The organism is Lysinibacillus pakistanensis (assembly GCF_030123245.1).
Lineage (GTDB): Bacteria > Bacillota > Bacilli > Bacillales_A > Planococcaceae > Lysinibacillus > Lysinibacillus pakistanensis.
Map to the genome: position 1 here is coordinate 3631417 of NZ_CP126101.1, position 18166 is coordinate 3649582.

The following is an 18166-nucleotide window of genomic DNA, read 5'->3' on the forward strand; positions in this document are numbered from 1 at the left end:
CTAATTGCAGAGGACGATCAAGACCGCGTTGCCACCTCTTATTAGAGCATATTGCTCTCCCTTATGTGCTCTGTCTACGCATTGACAAATCCATTACGCAAAGATAGTCCGAAGACATCTACTTTTTAACCTTTACATGGTCAATAAAGTTAAAGCACCCCCTATAACGTGGGGAAGCCGTTCGCTTTTCTTATAAAAGCGACTCTCATAAGTCCATTCACATAAGCTACAAATCAGTTCACACCATCCACTGACTCTCTAAATTGCACGCTTATGCTACTATTCTTATTCAACAATTTCTCAGCTATTCTTATCTAAACTCAGCTCATCTGTTCTTTGGCTAGCCTCGCTCCCGAAACCTTCTACCATTACCGAACAAAAAGTTAGCCTTATTCTATGCCAAACTACCGGAATTGTCAATGAATTCTGAGAAAAAGAAAAAAATATGTATGGAATGATGAAAAACTTTATTAGTAAAAATCCCTTTTATCTATTCAACAAAAAGGAAGTAAAACTACCTAATTTTAAACTTTTACCAAGTATTGACCTTGTAAAAATATCAAGTTATAGTAATTTCAGAACATTAATTCTCTAATATTACGAAGGAAAGAAGGAACGTAAATGTCCGTTCGCAAAAAACTAAATATAGGATTTATTTCATTAATTTGTTTACTACTAATCTTAAGTATTCTCTCATTTCTTCAATTTAAAGTGGCTAAGAGAGATATAGATGAGACATTAAATTATCGAATTGTCCAAATGCAATTAACACAAAAAATACAGCAACAGCTTGCCTCTCAAGGCCTATTTTTACGTTCCTATATTTTAAATAGTAAAGATCAGACAGCGAAAGCTAATTTAGAAAAATATGAAAAGCTATTGCCGGAGACAACTCAAGAACTGACTAGTATTGTACGTTCAGATTACACAAAAGATATTATGAAGCAAGTTTCTGCATTACAAAACGACTTACTAGCTAGTTCTGAAAAGGCGATGCAAGCATTTAATCATGGTAATACTGATTTAGCATTATCCTACATAAATAATGATGTGACAAAATATAATAAGGAAATCTATGCTTTGACAAAAGAGCTATTAGATTATCATGAGGAGCAACTTCAAAACGTAGAGCAAACTGTTAATCTAACTGTATCAAGAGCTATCATCATCTCCGTTGTCTTGCTTATTGTCAGTGTTTTTGTAGGACTATACTTTATGAATTTTGTGAAAAAAGCTATCGTTCAACCACTACGAGAGGTCATTGAGGCATCTGATGCATTAGCACAAGGTGATTTAACAATTGCCCATCTTGACTATCGCTCAAAAGATGAAATTGGTATCCTTGCTACAGCAGTAAATACATTAAAACAAAATTTATCTAAGCTAATAGGAAGTGTACAAGACAGCTCTATGCATTTATCTGCTGCTTCTGAAGAGCTTTCTGCAAGCACTGAGGAAGTGACAGCGACTTCAAGCGAGATTGCACATCGTGTAAAAGAAACAACAAGTCACTTAACTTCTTCGGCCAGTGCAGCCCAGCAAAATACAATCGCTATGGATGAAACCGCTGCTGGTGTACAACGTATCGCTGAGGCTACACAATATTTACATCGCAACGCACTCAATATGACACAGCTTGCCCATACAGGAGGTACAACCATTTTAACTGCCAAAGAGCAGATGGATACAATCTCTGGAACTACGACACGTATTGCTGATTTAACAAAAAAACTTAGTAAACAATCTGAAGATATTGGACAAATTACAAAAGTAATTACAACCATTACGGAGCAAACCAATTTATTAGCATTGAATGCTGCTATCGAAGCAACAAGAGCTGGTGAATATGGCAAAGGCTTTGCAGTCGTCGCAGATGAAGTGCGAAAGCTTGCAGAGGAATCGAAACAATCTGCGAGTCAAATTGTGGCTATTACAAATGAGATTCAATTGGATACAAGAAATGTCGAGGATGCTGTCATTGAAGGCTTGGCATCTGTTCAAGACGGTGTAGCTAAAATTTACGAGGCAGGTGATGCCTTTGACGCCATTTCATCATCTGTTCAAGACTTCACAGACCAGATTGAAGATATTTCAGCCACGTCGGAACAAATTTCGGCTGGCGCTCAAGAAGTAGCTGCCTCAATAAATGAAATCGCCTCAGGTGCAGATATTTCAGCAAATAACGCCCAAATTATAGCCCAGGCAGTTGATGAACAAGTAGCCACAATGCAGCAGGTCAATGCAGTAGCCGAGGAGTTAAGTGATAACGCCCAGCAACTACAGGCTTTACTACATCAATTTAGACTTTAATGGACAAAACAAAAAGAATCTGCAACTTTCCAATGAAAGTATGCAGATTCTTTTTTATCATCAAAAGCAGAGAAAGAAAATTTCCTTCCCTGCTCCTAATTTAAAGACATATATTAAACAGTAGGCTCGTCAGTACCCCATTGTTTTTTCTCTTTTTTGTGTATTTGACCATCTGATTTTTTCATTTCACGAATTTTTAATGAATACCAGATTTGTGCAGCAATACAGATAGATGAATACATACCTGTTATTAAACCGACTAATAACGCAATTGAGAAGTTTTGAATCGAAGGTGCACCTAAAATAAGAAGTGACACTGTCACGATAATAACTGTTAACACTGTGTTAACAGATCGACCCATTGTTTGACGTAGTGATTTGTTAACGATATCCGCTAAAACTTCACGGTCTTTAATCGTATCGTATCGATCCAGGTTTTCACGCATTCGATCAAACGTAACAATCGTGTCATTAATGGAGTAACCAACAATCGTCAATACCGCCGCTATAAATGTGATATCGACCTCTAAGCGCATAAAACTAAATACCGCAACAATTAAGAATACGTCATGTAGTAACGAAACAACTGCCCCAACACCCATGCGCCACTCGAAACGAACCGCTACATAGATAATGATACCGATAGCTGCAAGTGACAATGCTTTAATAGCATTTTTCGCAAGCTCTTTACCAACAGTTGGTGATACTGTACTTACGCCAGGCTCATGACCATATTTTTTGCCAGCTTCTTTTTTGAATTTTAAAATTTCCGCTTGTGATAGGTCATGGTTATAACGAATAACTGCGGAGTTACTCTTTTCACCTGTCAAAACGATATCTTCAGATGGGAAGTCGATACTATCTAAGTATTTAGATACTTCTTCTTTAACTAAAGTTTGATCCGCTTCAATTTGCACACGAGTACCTTTTGTGAAATCAATACCCAGGTTTAAGCGGAAAATACCAAGAACCACTATACCAGCCACTAGAATAGCTAATGAGAATGTATAGAACTTCTTACGGTTGTGTACAAAGTCAAAACGATCAAATTTCGTAGATAAATCTAATGTACCGATATTTTCATCTAAGCTATGCTGTTTAGATTTTGCAATACCAAACCAAGCTGGATTATTGATATATCCACTGTTGACAAGTAAACCTAATAGTACACGAGAACCCCAAACAGCTGTTAAGAAGCTTAGTAAAATACTAATAATTAATGTTGTTGCAAACCCTTTAACAGAGCTTGTCCCGAATTGGAATAATACAGCAGCTGCTAATAATGTAGTAAGCTGTGCATCGATAATTGCTGATAAAGACTGCTTCGAGCCAATTTGGAATGCTTGTTTTACTGAATAACCTACACGTAGTTCCTCACGAATACGCTCAGCCGCTAGAATATTGGCATCAACAGCCATACCTATACCAAGAACAATTGCTGCAATACCCGGAAGTGTTAACACTGCATTAATCCAATCAAATACGACTAATACTAAGAAAGTGAAAATGGCAAGTGTAATGATGGAAATTAAGCCAGGTAAACGGTAATAGAATAGCATAAATAAGAAAATTAAAACTACACCCACAATACCTGCGAAAATTGTACTTTTTAAAGCTTGGTCACCAAATTGTGCACCAACTGACGTAGAATAGATTTCATCAAGCTTTACTGGAAGTGCCCCAGCCTCTAAAATACCAGCTAAATTTTTCGTTTCTTCAACTGTGAAGTTACCACTAATCATAACATCTGTTGTATCTAATGTTTGGCTAACTGTTGCTGCAGATGCATAGCGAGGCTTCGCTTTTTGTGATTCAGCTTTATATGAATCCACACCCTCTTCAAAATCTAGCCATACAACGAGTAAATTTTCACCTGCTGGTTTAGCCGCAATTTTACTTGTTATATCAGCAAATTTTTTCGCATCCTTTAACGTTAATGATACAATTGGACGATTTTGCTGGTCAAAGGAATCCTTTGCTCCACCTGGCTTTAGGTCATCACCATCTAATAGTAAATTGTCATCAACATCACGGAAAGTTAAATTTGCAGAAGTAGACAATAATTTACGTGCTGATGCTTGGTCTTCAACACCGGCTAATTGCACACGAATGCGGTTTTTGTCTTCAACCTGAATACTCGGTTCACTTACCCCGATAGCATTTACACGTTTACTAAGAGCTGATGCTGTTGCAGACACTACTTCTGGTGTAATTTTTTGTCCCTCTTTTAATTCTTTCACCTCATAAAGAACCTCAAACCCGCCCTGTAAGTCAAGGCCTAGCTTAATGTCCTTTAAGACGCCGCCTACAGTCGTACCGATGGTTGCTACAAAAATAACCATTAATAGTACGAATGCAACTATACGACTTTTTAGTTTCATTTATAAATCCTCCTCGAATAGGTGTAAGGGCATTCCTTACACTACAAACAAGTATAATAGCAAGACCTTTTTGAAACGTCTATTCCTCCTTTTCCTGTAGAATAATGTAGCCTGTGCTTCAAAAAGATTGCTCTACTTATTTCAATCGTTCATAACGCGCAAATTTATCTTTTTAACCGCTACTTTTTTAAAGCTAGTAGAGGTATGACAGTAAAAATACTTATTTCAATAAAAAAAGCGCAACACACTCATTATGAAACACGTTGCGCTTGGTGTCAATTCAACACTTTTAGTATTCTTTTATTATTTGACAAAAATTCTACACAGTTCTTAAGCTTTAACTGGACCAAGCAGCATTTTTAACTCTTCCGCATTCAACTCTGCAAACCAATTATTACTTTGTAAAAATTCTACTTGATTAAAAGATACAATATCCGACGGAGATACAGAAAAAATAGTAGCGATAATCTCATGTAATCGTAATTGTTCGATATTTTTTTTGCGCCATTTTTTCTCTATACAATAGCGCCAAAGTTCTTCTGCTGTAATCGCATCATATTGATAATGCTGAAACTCTCCTATCTTACTATCAATTGCCGGACGAATTTTTTCAAATAGCTGCTCATGCTGCACACTCATTTTGAATCATCTCCAATCAAAGTTGTATCGTAAGACATGTTTGCATACAAATAGTGTAAATGAATTTTTGCGGCTTGAGAAGGGACGGATGGCATGAGTTCTTTTGTACGAGGTACACTATTTTTGATGTTTGTGATTTTTTTATCTAAACTTTTTGGCTTCTTTTATAGAATGCAGTTTATGCGTATTGCTGGTGAAGAAGCAGTCGGTATTTATATGACCGTCTATCCTGCTTTTATTTTCTTTATCTCACTCATTCAACTTGGACTACCTATCGCTGTGGCAAAAATTGTAGCAGAGCTACTAGCAAAAAACAAACGCGAAAGCATCTTCGGTGTTATGCGAACGGCTATACTTTGGTCGTTTATTGGCATGATCATTTTTATGCCGGCTGTTGCACTAGCAATACCATATATCTCGACTACATTATTACATAATGAACAGACAACCTTTACGCTCTGGATTGCGCTCTTTGCTGTGCCAGTGTCAGTAGGCTCTGGGCTATTGCGCGCTTATTTACAGGGTATCGCGAAAATCACACCAACAGCTTGGTCTCAAATGATTGAACAACTTGTACGTATTGGCTTTATCACATTTATGCTGCCATATGTAGCAAACTATAATAACGCTTCTGTTACAGCAGCCTCTGCCATGGGGATTACGCTTCTAGCTGAAGTCATTGCTTTCTTATATTTGTGGATGCATTATATTATCTCAAAGAAAAAATTATTGACGAGAAAAAACAAAATCGAGGCATATCCTTCCTCCCCTATGTTACGAGTAGCCCTTCCTTCTGCTGGAAGCAAGCTATTTGGTTCCTTTACATGGTTTTTAGAGCCGATTATCTTTTTAAAGGCCCTAACAATGGCTGGATTGACCGCCTCCGCAGCAACGATTCTTTATGGTGTCATTTCGGGCGTACTAGTGCCACTTTTATTATTTCCGGCTTTTGTATCCACTGCGCTTTCAATCGTCCTTATACCGGCTGTTAGCGATGCTGTAGCGCGTCAGCATACACCACTTTTACAGGAGCGTATCTCCGTATCATTGCGTTTATCGTCTCTAGTGGGATGTTTTGCTGCCACGTACTTTTTTGTTCATGGTGATGAGCTAGCGATGAAGCTCTTTCATTTACAGGAAAATCGCGGCTATGTGAAAATATTAGCTCCTATTTTTTATTTTTACTATATTCAAAGTCCATTACATTCGATATTACAGGCAATTGGCGAGGCTCGCGCTGCCATGATGAACTCCATTTACGGTGGTCTAGGAAAGCTATTTGTTATGTTCGTACTCGCTTCCCAGCCAGGTATACAGGAAAAAGGGGCGGTAGTGGCAATTGGATTTGGTGTATTACTTACTTCATTTTTGCATATCGCAACAGTCAGACAACGCAAAAATTTACGGGCAGGCTTTAGAATGTTTGTCGTACCTTATAGCTGCTTTATTGCGGTTTGTGTCACTCAGTATTTTTTAATACCAATCATGTCTTTACCTTTTATTTTAAGTAGTTGTGTAACTTTATTTTTACTATTTACTTTTTTAATTTTTTCAAATCAGCTACGTTTTACGGATATCCGATACCTGCGGAAATTAGTAAAAAAGGTTTAAGACTCTTTCAGTTGAATATGAAGCCGATTCTCTTCCCAAATACAAAAAAATACAGTTTTACTATCAGTAATATTATTCTTAGTTAACTCAGACATTAACCATTCAGCATCCTTATGCAAAAGTTTCAAATGTCTTTCTTGAATATCACCGTCGATAATAAGTGGGTATACAAATGCTTTTTCATCTTTTTCATAAACAGAAAGATTGCCAGAGGGCTCCAAATAAGCATAAGCAACTTCTGTAACAGAGGCAGTACCATTTTCACGTAATTGCTGACATAAATCATCTAAATTATAGCGTTGCTTGCGCATTTCTTTTTCTAAAATGACACCATCCTTTATTAGTAAAACGGGGTCACCATCCACTAAATCACGAAATTTTTTATTTTTTAACGAAAAATAAGCACTGCCTATCTGAATAAAAAACAACATGATAATTGGCAGAATGGCATTTATTAAAGGCGTTTCAACGTCATCAAGTGCAAATGCGGCAACCTCTGCTATTAAAATAGATACCACTAAATCGATGACGGATAATTCACCAACCTCACGTTTGCCCATTAAACGGAATATAATCAAAATAAACACATAGATAAAGCATGTTCTAAAAATAATAATTAAATATTCTTCCATACAGTCACCCCCATACTAACAAGGTGACCGTGTAGGTTGCATTTTATACAGTGATATGGGGATTAAAGTATAGAAGGCGTTGTCCAAATTTTTGTTGGACAACGCCTTTAAATCGAAGTTTAGTCATTTTTCATTTACAACACGTCCAATTGCTTGACGGTCAAATTTTACGCGTACATTGTCTGAGATTTTCAATGTTACTGCTGTATCCTCAATCGAATCTATCACACCATGTAAGCCACCAATTGTAATTACTTTATCTCCACGTTGCAAATTGCTCTGCATATTTTGTGTTTCCTGCTGTCTCTTTTTAGCAGGGCGGATTAAGATAAACCACATTGCAACGAACATTAACACTATAGGTATAAATTGTACATACGAATTCATAATTCTTGCCCCCTTTCCATTATCACTTTTTTTAGTATAGACTATTCCACCCTTAAAAAGCGATGGACAAGCCCAAAAATTTTCTATATTACTAATAGTTTTTCTATAATAGACAATATTTTGCTAGAAATATTCACATTTCACACAAGTTCATAATTTTTTACTAAATATTAGAAGTTCTTCGCGTCTGGTCCATTAAAGCCATATTTATCAAAAAACTCTTCTCGGAAATCACCTAGACGATCTTCACGGATTGCCTCACGTACTTGTTCCATTAACTTTAACAGGAAATGTAAGTTGTGGTATGACGTTAAACGAATACCAAATGTTTCCTCAGTACGAATAAGATGTCGGATATAAGCACGTGAATAATTTTTACAAGTATAGCAATCACAATTCGGATCAATCGGGCCAAAATCACGAGCATACTTTGCATTCTTCACAACTAAACGCCCTTCAGAAGTCATTAGTGTACCATTACGCGCAATACGTGTTGGCAATACACAGTCAAACATATCAATACCACGAATTGCTCCGTCGATTAATGAGTCAGGTGACCCAACACCCATTAAATAACGTGGTTTATTTGCTGGCATTAATGGTGTAGTGAACTCTAAAACTCTATTCATAACATCTTTTGGTTCGCCAACAGACAACCCTCCAATAGCGTATCCTGGGAAATCTAACTCAACTAATGCTTCTGCTGAACGACGGCGTAATTCCTCATATTCTCCACCTTGAATAATACCAAAAAGACCTTGCTCTTCTGGACGTTTATGTGCCTCCTTACAACGTTTCGCCCAACGAGTTGTACGGTCAACAGATTGCAGCATATAGTCATAAGTTGCAGGGTATGGTGGGCATTCATCAAAGGCCATCATAATGTCTGAACCTAGATCATTTTGAATTTCCATTGCCTTTTCCGGACTTAAAAACAATTTATCTCCATTCAAATGATTACGGAAGTGAACTCCTTCTTCTTCAATTTTTCGGAATTGACTAAGTGAGAACACTTGGAAGCCACCTGAATCTGTTAAAATTGGGCGATCCCAATTCATAAATTTATGCAAACCACCTGCTTCCTTGACAATATCATTGCCTGGACGAAGCCATAAATGATACGTATTAGATAGGATAATACCTGCATTCATTTCCTTTAGTTCCTCCGGCGACATTGTTTTAACGGTTGCCTGGGTACCTACTGGCATGAAGGCCGGCGTTTCAAAGGAGCCATGTGGTGTATGGACGATACCAAGACGTGCTCCTGTTTGCTTACAAGTATGAAGTAGTTCATAGCGAATTGCTGGTTGTGTCATAAATAAATATTCCTCTCTTATCTGAAGTAAAAACAGTACTCCGATTCTTATCCTTAATTATCTCTTTGGACGAATAAACATAGCATCACCAAAGCTAAAGAAACGATATTTTTCCGCTACAGCTTGATGATAGGCACTTAAAATTGTTTCTCTTGTTGCAAGCGTACTAACAAGCATGACAAGGGTAGATTTCGGTAAATGAAAGTTTGTGATTAAGCCATCTACCACTGAAAATTCATAACCTGGGTAAATAAAAATAGATGTCCAGCCTTGTTCTGCTCGAACTTCCCCATTATATTTTGAGCCAATAGTTTCTAATGTTCGTGTAGAAGTTGTCCCAACTGCAATCACTTTACCACCATTACGTTTTATGCGATTAATCGTTGATGCGGCTTCTTCTGTAACACTATAAAATTCAGCATGCATTTCGTGATTTTCAATGGAATCTACACTGACAGGTCGAAATGTTCCTAGTCCAACATGTAACGTGATAAAGACAACCTCTACACCTTTTGCCTTCACTTGTTCTAGCAAGCCTTCAGTAAAATGCAGACCTGCCGTTGGAGCCGCTGCTGAACCGCGTTCTTTGGCATAGACGGTTTGGTATCGGTCCTTATCCTCTAATTTTTCACGAATATATGGAGGTAATGGCATCTCACCAAGCTGCTCTAAAATCTCATAAAAAATCCCATTATAGCTAAATTCAAATGTACGTCCACCGTGATCAAGCTCTCCTGTACAAGTGGCTGTTAGTAAGCCAGCTCCAAATGAGACAACTGTACCGACTTTTACACGCTTTGCAGGCTTCACAAGTGTTTCCCATTCATCAGTACCAGCCATTTGCTTTAATAACAGAACTTCTATATGGGCACCTGTTTCCTCTTTTACACCCATTAAACGCGCTGGCAGTACCCTTGTGTCATTTAACACAAGGCAATCCCCAGCATGTAACTCATCTAAAATATGAGCAAAATGATGATGCTCCACTTCATTTGAACCAGGCGTTACAACCATTAATCGGCTAGCTGTTCGATCGACAAGTGGCGTCTGGGCTATAAGCTCCTCTGGTAATTCAAAATCAAAATCTTCTACACGCATGAAAAAACTTCCTTCTTCTATGTTTGTTGGGGATAATCATATCCAAAATGTTCGTAGGCTAGATGACTAGCGACTCTTCCACGTGGTGTACGCTGGATAAAGCCAATTTGCATTAAATACGGCTCATAGACATCCTCTATTGTAACCCGTTCCTCACCAATAGATGCAGCTAGGGTATCTAAGCCTACAGGACCACCCTGAAAACGCTCAATCATATTGGTCACTAATTTATGGTCAATATGATCAAGCCCTCTAGGATCGACTTGTAATAACTCAAGTGCTTGCTTTGCAAGATTCTCTGTTATCATACCATCTCCAAGCACCTGTGCATAATCTCGCACTCGTTTCAATAGGCGATTAGCTATACGAGGTGTACCGCGAGAACGCCTCGCCATTTCCATTGCTGCTATTTGCTCAATTTCTACCTCAAATAAATGTGCACTTCGAGCAACAATTTCAGCAAGGGAACTATCGTCATAGTACTCTAAGCGTAATAACACACCAAAACGATCCCTTAAAGGGGCTGATAATGCGCCAGCTCTTGTTGTAGCACCTACAAGGGTAAATGGAGGTAAATCAAGGCGTACAGAACGTGCTTCAGGACCTTTTCCAACCACAATATCTAAACAGAAGTCCTCCATTGCTGGATATAACACTTCTTCAATGGCACGAGGTAGTCGATGAATCTCATCAATGAATAAGACGTCCCCAGGCTCTAGTGAACTTAAAATCGCTGCTAAATCCCCCGGACGCTCAATCGCAGGGCCACTTGTCATGCGCACATTGACATTCATCTCATTGGCAATAACAGCAGCTAATGTCGTTTTCCCAAGTCCTGGTGGTCCATATAACAGCACATGATCCAAACTTTCCTGACGAAGCTTTGCTGCTTCAATGAAAATTTGTAAATTCTCTTTTACTTTATGCTGTCCAATATATTGAGCCAATCGCTGGGGCCTTAAAGATAATTCAAATTGCTCATCATAGCTGCCTGCCTCACTAGCCATCATACGTTCAGACATGTACTTTTCCCCCTTTCACTATTTCAACTTAAGTAGCAATTGTAACGCTTGTTTCATAAAGGCATCTGTCGTTTGAAGTTTTTCATTTTCCTCAAGCTGCGGACGCACTTTTTCTAGCTCCTTTTCAGAATAACCAAGTGCCATTAAAGCAAGAATGGCTTCCTCTAACTCATGTTTGTACGGATTCACACCGAACAGTGGTAACTCATCCTCAGTACTTGGCAATTCAATTGTATCCAATAAGGTTCCCAGCTTGCCTTTTAAATCTAAAATCATCTGGCGTGCTGTTTTTTTCCCTACACCAGGGAATTTTACTAAAAATGTTTCATCTTCTCGTTCAATAGCGCTAATTACTTGCTGCGGGTTTCCTGTAGCTAGAATAGCCAATGCCCCCTTTGGCCCTATCCCTGAAACTAAAATGAGTTTACGAAATAATTCTCGTTGGTCCAAATTAGGAAATCCATATAATACTTGTGCATCTTCACGTACGTGTAAGTGTACAAAAATTTGTTGTTCAAGTGCAGATGTTCTAAATGCAAATGGATTTGGTGTGTTTAGCTGCCAGCCAATTCCTTGCTGCTCGAGCACAATATACTCAGGGGTAATACGTGTTATTTGTCCTTTTAAATAATCATACATCTATAATCCCTCACAATCATCGTCTTCGATTATAGCATATAGCGAACGAATGCTCGACTATAAGAAATAGTTATAGTAGTTACATCCACACAAAAATGACCGCCAAAAGACGGTCATTTTTTCATCATTCTATCAATATCGTACCATAATTTTGGCCAGTATGTGAGGGCACGTTTAGTAAACGGTACTAAATAATCTAAAAATACTAGTTGCTGATCTAATGGTAAATCTACTGCAAAAAGCCATTCACGTAATAGCTCATTAGGATATTTTAAACGATGTAACTTTCTTTTATCTAATCGCTTCAGCTCTGGTAACTCTGAAAATATTTTAGTAAGGTCATAATCTACTGCTGGCAATACCCGATGTAGCCATAAAATATATTCATCATCTGCTTCTCCTAGATGTGCCAAATCAAAATCAATTAACTTTAGTTCACCATTAGAGCACCGTAAAAAATTATGATGGACAACATCTCCATGTAAAAGTGTAATATCTTTTTCGGGAACGTTCTCCATAGAGATTAACTGTAAGGATTTATCACTATAGTGTAAAATCTGATCGATTTCTTCTTTTGTTAAAAAAGCGCGAAATTCATTGCGTCTGCTTTTAAAACGTAGATGACGCATTTGCCATTTAAGAAGCTGTGAATAGGTGTGTAAGCCTGGTACTTTTTGCCAAGCTATTTTTTTATGAGTATCATGTAAAGCAAATAAGAGCTTAAGAGATTCTATTCTGTCCTTTTTATAAGTAAAATTAGCACTATGACTACCCTCTTGCCACACCTGCACAATTAAATGCTCGTCATCACTATTCACTATAGGTAAAACTAATGAAGGTTCGAGCCGTCCAAGCTTTCGATGAATGGCCTTTACCTTCTCTGCTATTTCTAATTGCTTTGCACGCTTGACAAAATAGTTTTTGGAACGATATTTATATTTCCAAATATTAGGTTTCAATTCTTCGATAATGTATGCTTTTTCACCATCGATAAGGCGTCATCCCGCCTGGGAATAAGTGCGGTGACACCCATGGCTCACATGACGGACACGGCGGTGGGCAGGCCGATGGACATGGTGGCGGTGGTGGGCATGGCGGTGGGCAGTGACATGGGTCCATTTGCCAATTTGGCATCATTGGCTGAGTATTGCAACCACAGGACTGCCCCATATTCATCTCTGGCATAGGCTGGAATTGAGGCTGCGTAAATGTTTCAGGTTTTTGGAAGAATGGCGATGTGCTTGACTCTAAGAAATTCTCCATTCCGGCTACATGATTACCCTTCATTTCACAGGATGTTGGTTGCTGTGGCATTGTATAGGCTTCTACTTGTGGTTCCATTGGCATCTGCATTGGCATTGGCATTTGCATAGGCATCTGCATCGGCATTTGCATTGGCCACCACATATGATGGTGAACTGGCTGATGGCAGCTAGAACAATGTGGTACTGCAGGCATTGGCGGTGGCATGATAAAAATCGGTTGTGGTAATGGTGGTTGTGGTGCTGGTTGTACAATAGGCGGTGGTTGAATTTGTACTGGTGGTGGAGCAACGTTTTGTGTTTGCTCTACCTGTGGCATAACTACTTGCTGGTTCCAGCTTAGCTCTACAGGCTGTGGTACAAACATTGGCTGCTGTGGCATCGGCATTGGCATTGGATAAGGAATTGGTATCATCTGTGGCTCTGGCATTGGTGGTGGTGGCACAACAACAGGTGGTGGCATTGGCCTTTGTACCTCTTTTTTTATACTTTCTTTAACTGGCTTTGTAGGTGATTCTTTGTGCATTTTTGTTTCCTTTTGCCCTTCTTTATGTGATTCCCAATTTGTTTCTCTATGTCCCTCTTTATTCCCTTCTCGATGTGTTCCCCAGTTTGTTTCTCTATGCCCCTCTCTGTTTCCATCTCGATGCCCTTCTCTATGCGGATCTTTGTTTATTTTTTCAGGCAAAATAATTTCCATGCCCGGAACAATATAATCTGGATTGGCAAGGTGGGCATTCAGTCTCTTTAAATCTTCAAACGAAACGCCGTATTCTTTGGCAATCTTCCACAACGTATCTCCCTTTTGAACAATATGAATACGCAATGTTTTCCTCCCTTCCTCTCTACGTATCATATGTTCAATGTTTCATTTGGATACAAAAAATTCACGCATGTTAGAAATGCTTCATGGTACACTAGGCTTTAAGGAAAACTGCTTCCTTTATTACAGGCAGAGGTGATCTCTTATGAAAAAAATGTTAGGTGAGGAACGCAGACTGCATCTTCTAGCACAATTAAAAAATAGTACAACACCTATAACAGGCACAGATCTAGCTAAATTCGCCAATGTATCAAGACAAGTCATTGTCAACGATATGACATTATTAAAGGCTAGAAATGAGCCTATTATTGCAACTAGTCAAGGCTATCTCTATATGCACCAGGAGCACTTACAGCACACAGTAGAACGGACAATCCCTTGTTTCCATACATCACAGGATGCTGAAGATGAGCTGTTGACCATAGTTGACTGCGGTGGAACAGTGAAAAATGTTATCGTGGAACATCCAATTTATGGTGAAATTACTGCATCTCTCATGGTATCTAATCGGCATGAGGTTAAAAAATTTATTGAACGCGTTAATGAAACACAAGCAAGCTACTTATCCGAGCTCACTGGAGGCACACATCTACATGTCATTTCTGCACCTTCAACTGAAATATTAAATTTGATTGAGCGTACATTAGAAAAAAAAGGCTATTTAATTGCCGATCAATAGTATTTTCTTAGCTGCTAGTCTTCTCTAAAAAATCTAGCAGCTATTACGTTTTGGTAAGGTAATCTCAAGCGTATCCCCTTCAGATAACTGATTAAATAAATATTCCGTTAGATGATCATTTTTATGGATGTTAGCACTTCGATTAATAATCATTACATATCCTTTATGGCCTGTCTTTTCAATTACTCGGTAACTTTTCTGAAGAGAAGGCGCTTCATTTAGCATTGTTAAACGCACTGAAACAAAGTTATCTGTTCCATGTATGGGTGCTATTTTACCATCTATAGGTACAATATAAATTAACACGACTAAATCGCTTTCCTGTACTTTTTTCACAACTCTAAATGATTTAAAAAACCATGTTTGCATACCTATCTTTACTTTTTTGTAGTCGCTTTTTTCTAATCGAGTTGCAATTTCTGCTAATCGATAAAATATTAATTGAAATGCAATAATTTCTTCATGTGTTACACTTTCCTCCAATGCTTCGCGAATAGAAATTATTAAATATTTACCTAAGTTTTTATAGTGATCTGGTAAAAGGCCTAAGCTTTGGTACTGATGTACCATTGGTTTTATGGATGGGATAAATTGCTTTAAAGATTCTTGCATCACAGCTCCAAAAACCATATCAATTAAAGACATTGTGAATCCTTCTATTTTGTTGACATCATCTTGAAACATATGTAGGAAATCTGGTTCATTGTTCTGTAATTTTTCCACAAAAAGTATCTTAATTTTTTCTTTATTTAGTTGTATTGCTGGTGCAATTTTTTTAATCTCCTTTTGAATATCCACCAAAAACATACTTTTACCTCCTTTTTTACCAAATAAATACCATTAATACTAGTGTAACATGTTTAAGGAGAAAAGCGGCTCCGCAATTTTAGCCATTTTTTGACAAAAAAAGCTATCCAATATAAATTGGATAGCTTTCATAGTGTTGAAAAACTAAATGGTCAAGGGACTCTTTATGAATATTTAGCCAAAATGAAGGTGATTTCCGTTCCAGGCTACTCGCTTTGTTGCTGTCGCTTCGCTTTCGCACAGAGCAAAGCTTCCTGTGGGCGAGCGACGAGCCGCTTCCTGCGCTGACGTGATCTGACCCCAAAAATTTGAACTTTTTAAGAAACCTTTCGAAACTCAACTGGACTTTTTCCATTGAGTTTTATTTTTATCCGTTCATGATTGTAATAATAGATATAGTCTGCTAACTCTTTTTTGAATTCTTCATAGTTTTTAAACGTAGTGGTATACAGAAATTCTGATTTCATTATGCCAAAAAAGCTTTCTATCACGGCATTATCTAAACAATTTCCTTTCCGTGACATACTTTGCTTGATTTCATAAGTTGCTAATAACTCTTGAAAACGCGGTATTTGATATAACCATCCTTGATCAGAATGAATGATTAAGTCATTCTTTTCCAGTAACTTTGTATACGTAAACGCCTTTTTAAAAGACTGTTGAACTAACTCAAAATTAGGTGATTTCGATACCTCATATCCAACAATTTCTCGACTGAATAAATCTAATACAGCTGAAATATAGATTTTTTGGCCATTCATTTTAAATTCAGTTACATCGGTTACCCATTTCTGATTTGGTTCAGTGGCTTCAAAATTGCGCTGAATTAGATTCTCTGCGACATAGCCCACTGTCCCTTTATACGAGCGGTATTTTTTAGGGCGTACCGTCCCTTTTAAGCCCAATTCCTGCATCAATCGTTGAACCGTTTTATGATTGATGAAAAATCCTTCATTACGGAGGGCTAAACAAATACGACGATAACCATAACGCCCCTTATGATGATGAAAAAGCGTCTGGATTCGTTCTTTGATCTCTTGGTATTTATCTGGTTTTGTCCATTTTTGAAGGTGATAATAATACGTACTTTTCTTTAGTTTTGCCACCTTTAATAGAGCTTGAAGAGGAAAATCCAGCCTTAGCTCATATACAGCTCTTACTTTTTCTTTGGTTTGAATGCATCCTTTTCTTGAGCTAAGGCTTTCAACTTTTTTAAATAGGCATTTTCCATACGTAAATATTCAATTTCTTCTTTTAACTCATCCATCGTTTTCTCATTTAAATCGGTCGCAGGGGTATGTTTTTTTGGCATCGATTGGCACTCCTTTTCTACTTGATAGAGCACCTCTCCAGCCTTTGACATCCATTGTTTTTTCCATCTTCGAACGGTTTCACGAGAAGGAATATTAAACTTCGCAGCGGTCTGTAAGAGCGAATCGCCCGTCTCTATCAGGTGTTGAATTACTTTTATTTTAAAAGAATCTTCATAATTCGTGTACCCCTGAGGACGAATAATTCCTTCGATGCCATGATATCGATATAATTCAATCCATAATCGAATGTAATGTCGGTCAATCTGTAATCTTTTTGCAATCTGATACGTACTTTCATTTTCTTCAAAGTAAGCAATAACAGCAGCTAATTTTTGTTCATCAGAAATCACTAACTGCACCCCCTTATATTAGATTTTTTAAGTCCAATATTTTGGGTGCAGTTCAACGCTCCGTGCAGGGTCTCGTCTGTCTCGCTATCCCACGGGAGTCGAGTAGCCTTGCACTCCAATCAACAATAGTGGAGAACTTTAAATATTCTCTTCCTTCAAAAATCATTAAATGGATAGAATAGTGATAAATTCTATAGCTGTCAACCTACATTTTGTGCATAAAACTACTTTGTAACGATACATAAAGCCACTTATTGCTAACACTGCTTTTGTATAGGGAAATGTTACCTAAACTCCATTTTTAGCAATATAGTGATGGCTAAGATTTCAATTTATCACTTTACATTTGTGTAAAATACCAGAAGAAAATACGATCAACCCCCTCGTTTTGAAAAAAGGGCTATTACTTTTTAATTTGTCACCTTGGTTTCATTGACATAATAGTATTTCAACAACATGAAAGCTATCCAATATAAATTGGATAGCTTTATTGCTTGAGAAATCTTTTTTGCTGAGAAGGTGTAGGCAAAAGGCACATTTTTTTTTGACCGAAAAGACGATATCTATTTTTTGCCACTACTCGGTACACACTATTTCGTAAAAATGGCGGTACAAGAGTGAAAAGATAGCAGATTGGCCAAAAACCATCTAATTTCCGGCTGATTCTTAGAGCAGCTGTTGATTCAGCATAGGCCTTTCCATGCTCAATTAATATAACACTATCAACATTCTCTGACACATTATATTTAGCAAGGAGTGCTTGACCTATATCACTTTGGATGGATGCAAATTGAAAATATGCTGCCTGATCGTGCTTAATAATAAATTGTACACTGCTATCACAAAAATTACAGACCCCATCAAACAAAATAATACCGCTCATACTTTACCTCCTTG

The 18166-nt window shown here is 37.8% G+C and carries 17 protein-coding genes and 1 other annotated feature; of the genes, 3 read left to right on the top strand and 14 right to left on the bottom strand.

The genetic code is table 11. The features are described 5' to 3' along the window. Window positions 1-6: 6 nt before the first annotated feature. Window positions 7-302 (bottom strand) — a binding site (T-box leader). 319 nt (window positions 303-621) lie between these two features. Then, the gene (locus tag QNH24_RS18025; RefSeq protein WP_283868899.1) at window positions 622-2310 is read left to right on the top strand and encodes a methyl-accepting chemotaxis protein; all 1689 of its coding nucleotides are present in this window, start codon (window positions 622-624) and stop codon (window positions 2308-2310) included. Between the two features lie 113 nt (window positions 2311-2423). Here QNH24_RS18025 and secDF read toward each other — a convergent pair whose 3' ends face one another. Together secDF and QNH24_RS18035 are read right to left on the bottom strand one after the other, a co-directional pair. Then, the gene (secDF, locus tag QNH24_RS18030) at window positions 2424-4691 is read right to left on the bottom strand and encodes a protein translocase subunit SecDF (RefSeq protein WP_283868900.1); all 2268 of its coding nucleotides are present in this window, start codon (window positions 4689-4691) and stop codon (window positions 2424-2426) included. Between the two features lie 330 nt (window positions 4692-5021). Then, complete coding sequence (locus QNH24_RS18035; protein ID WP_283868901.1) at window positions 5022-5330, bottom strand: post-transcriptional regulator; 309 nt, start codon at window positions 5328-5330, stop codon at window positions 5022-5024. A gap of 93 nt (window positions 5331-5423) precedes the next feature. Between QNH24_RS18035 and QNH24_RS18040 the strand changes: the two genes are divergently transcribed. Further along, entirely contained in the window at window positions 5424-6941 is a 1518-nt protein-coding gene (locus tag QNH24_RS18040) for a putative polysaccharide biosynthesis protein (protein WP_283868902.1), read from the top strand. On the opposite strand, the gene QNH24_RS18045 is transcribed toward QNH24_RS18040, so the two are convergent. From QNH24_RS18045 to QNH24_RS18080, 8 genes are all read right to left on the bottom strand, one after another. Next, window positions 6938-7573 carry a DUF421 domain-containing protein gene (locus QNH24_RS18045; protein WP_283868903.1) on the bottom strand — a complete coding sequence of 212 codons (636 nt, stop codon included), beginning with the start codon at window positions 7571-7573 and terminating at the stop codon, window positions 6938-6940. The genes QNH24_RS18040 and QNH24_RS18045 overlap by 4 nt on opposite strands. A gap of 123 nt (window positions 7574-7696) precedes the next feature. Next, window positions 7697-7960, bottom strand: coding sequence for a preprotein translocase subunit YajC (yajC, locus tag QNH24_RS18050; protein ID WP_283868904.1), 264 nt, complete (start codon window positions 7958-7960; stop codon window positions 7697-7699). A 170-nt stretch (window positions 7961-8130) separates the two neighbouring features. After that, window positions 8131-9276: a tRNA guanosine(34) transglycosylase Tgt gene (gene tgt, locus QNH24_RS18055; RefSeq protein ID WP_283868905.1), complete on the bottom strand. Its 1146-nt coding sequence runs from the start codon at window positions 9274-9276 to the stop codon at window positions 8131-8133. Window positions 9277-9333: 57 nt separating this feature from the next. Further along, on the bottom strand, window positions 9334-10374 hold the full coding sequence (gene queA / locus QNH24_RS18060) for a tRNA preQ1(34) S-adenosylmethionine ribosyltransferase-isomerase QueA (protein ID WP_283868906.1): 1041 nt from the start codon (window positions 10372-10374) through the stop codon (window positions 9334-9336). Window positions 10375-10391: 17 nt separating this feature from the next. Continuing rightward, window positions 10392-11396 carry a Holliday junction branch migration DNA helicase RuvB gene (ruvB, locus tag QNH24_RS18065; RefSeq protein ID WP_283868907.1) on the bottom strand — a complete coding sequence of 335 codons (1005 nt, stop codon included), beginning with the start codon at window positions 11394-11396 and terminating at the stop codon, window positions 10392-10394. Window positions 11397-11414: 18 nt separating this feature from the next. Further along, window positions 11415-12035 (bottom strand): Holliday junction branch migration protein RuvA, encoded by a 621-nt coding sequence (ruvA, locus tag QNH24_RS18070; protein WP_283868908.1) that lies wholly within the window; start codon window positions 12033-12035, stop codon window positions 11415-11417. 113 nt (window positions 12036-12148) lie between these two features. Then, window positions 12149-12994 (bottom strand): phosphotransferase, encoded by an 846-nt coding sequence (locus tag QNH24_RS18075; RefSeq protein ID WP_283868909.1) that lies wholly within the window; start codon window positions 12992-12994, stop codon window positions 12149-12151. Between the two features lie 22 nt (window positions 12995-13016). Continuing rightward, on the bottom strand, window positions 13017-14123 hold the full coding sequence (locus tag QNH24_RS18080; RefSeq protein ID WP_283868910.1) for a LysM peptidoglycan-binding domain-containing protein: 1107 nt from the start codon (window positions 14121-14123) through the stop codon (window positions 13017-13019). Window positions 14124-14265: 142 nt separating this feature from the next. On the opposite strand from QNH24_RS18080, the gene QNH24_RS18085 reads away from it, so the two are divergent. Continuing rightward, complete coding sequence (locus tag QNH24_RS18085) at window positions 14266-14799, top strand: transcription repressor NadR (protein ID WP_283868911.1); 534 nt, start codon at window positions 14266-14268, stop codon at window positions 14797-14799. A 33-nt stretch (window positions 14800-14832) separates the two neighbouring features. Here the strand turns inward: QNH24_RS18085 and QNH24_RS18090 are convergent, their stop codons facing one another. The 4 genes from QNH24_RS18090 to QNH24_RS18105 form a co-directional block, all read right to left on the bottom strand. Further along, entirely contained in the window at window positions 14833-15606 is a 774-nt protein-coding gene (locus tag QNH24_RS18090; RefSeq protein ID WP_283868912.1) for an NO-inducible flavohemoprotein, read from the bottom strand. Window positions 15607-15923: 317 nt separating this feature from the next. Continuing rightward, the gene (locus QNH24_RS18095) at window positions 15924-16847 is read right to left on the bottom strand and encodes an IS3 family transposase (RefSeq protein ID WP_347342981.1); all 924 of its coding nucleotides are present in this window, start codon (window positions 16845-16847) and stop codon (window positions 15924-15926) included. Continuing rightward, window positions 16763-17269, bottom strand: a complete 507-nt coding sequence (locus QNH24_RS18100; RefSeq protein ID WP_283868913.1) for a helix-turn-helix domain-containing protein — start codon at window positions 17267-17269, stop codon at window positions 16763-16765. The genes QNH24_RS18095 and QNH24_RS18100 overlap by 85 nt, the downstream gene beginning before the upstream one ends. A 487-nt stretch (window positions 17270-17756) precedes the next feature. Beyond that, complete coding sequence (locus tag QNH24_RS18105) at window positions 17757-18152, bottom strand: thiol-disulfide oxidoreductase DCC family protein (protein WP_283868914.1); 396 nt, start codon at window positions 18150-18152, stop codon at window positions 17757-17759. Between the last annotated feature and the right edge of the window lie 14 nt (window positions 18153-18166).

Excerpts from the sequence above, each read along its gene's own strand:
- QNH24_RS18025 (WP_283868899.1), top strand. The coding sequence starts at position 622 with ATGTCCGTTCGCAAAAAACTAAATATAGGATTTATTTCATTAATTTGT.
- secDF (WP_283868900.1), bottom strand. The coding sequence starts at position 4,691 with ATGAAACTAAAAAGTCGTATAGTTGCATTCGTACTATTAATGGTTATT.
- QNH24_RS18035 (WP_283868901.1), bottom strand. The coding sequence starts at position 5,330 with ATGAGTGTGCAGCATGAGCAGCTATTTGAAAAAATTCGTCCGGCAATT.
- QNH24_RS18040 (WP_283868902.1), top strand. The coding sequence starts at position 5,424 with ATGAGTTCTTTTGTACGAGGTACACTATTTTTGATGTTTGTGATTTTT.
- QNH24_RS18045 (WP_283868903.1), bottom strand. The coding sequence starts at position 7,573 with ATGGAAGAATATTTAATTATTATTTTTAGAACATGCTTTATCTATGTG.
- yajC (WP_283868904.1), bottom strand. The coding sequence starts at position 7,960 with ATGAATTCGTATGTACAATTTATACCTATAGTGTTAATGTTCGTTGCA.
- tgt (WP_283868905.1), bottom strand. The coding sequence starts at position 9,276 with ATGACACAACCAGCAATTCGCTATGAACTACTTCATACTTGTAAGCAA.
- queA (WP_283868906.1), bottom strand. The coding sequence starts at position 10,374 with ATGCGTGTAGAAGATTTTGATTTTGAATTACCAGAGGAGCTTATAGCC.
- ruvB (WP_283868907.1), bottom strand. The coding sequence starts at position 11,396 with ATGTCTGAACGTATGATGGCTAGTGAGGCAGGCAGCTATGATGAGCAA.
- ruvA (WP_283868908.1), bottom strand. The coding sequence starts at position 12,035 with ATGTATGATTATTTAAAAGGACAAATAACACGTATTACCCCTGAGTAT.
- QNH24_RS18085 (WP_283868911.1), top strand. The coding sequence starts at position 14,266 with ATGAAAAAAATGTTAGGTGAGGAACGCAGACTGCATCTTCTAGCACAA.
- QNH24_RS18090 (WP_283868912.1), bottom strand. The coding sequence starts at position 15,606 with ATGTTTTTGGTGGATATTCAAAAGGAGATTAAAAAAATTGCACCAGCA.
- QNH24_RS18105 (WP_283868914.1), bottom strand. The coding sequence starts at position 18,152 with ATGAGCGGTATTATTTTGTTTGATGGGGTCTGTAATTTTTGTGATAGC.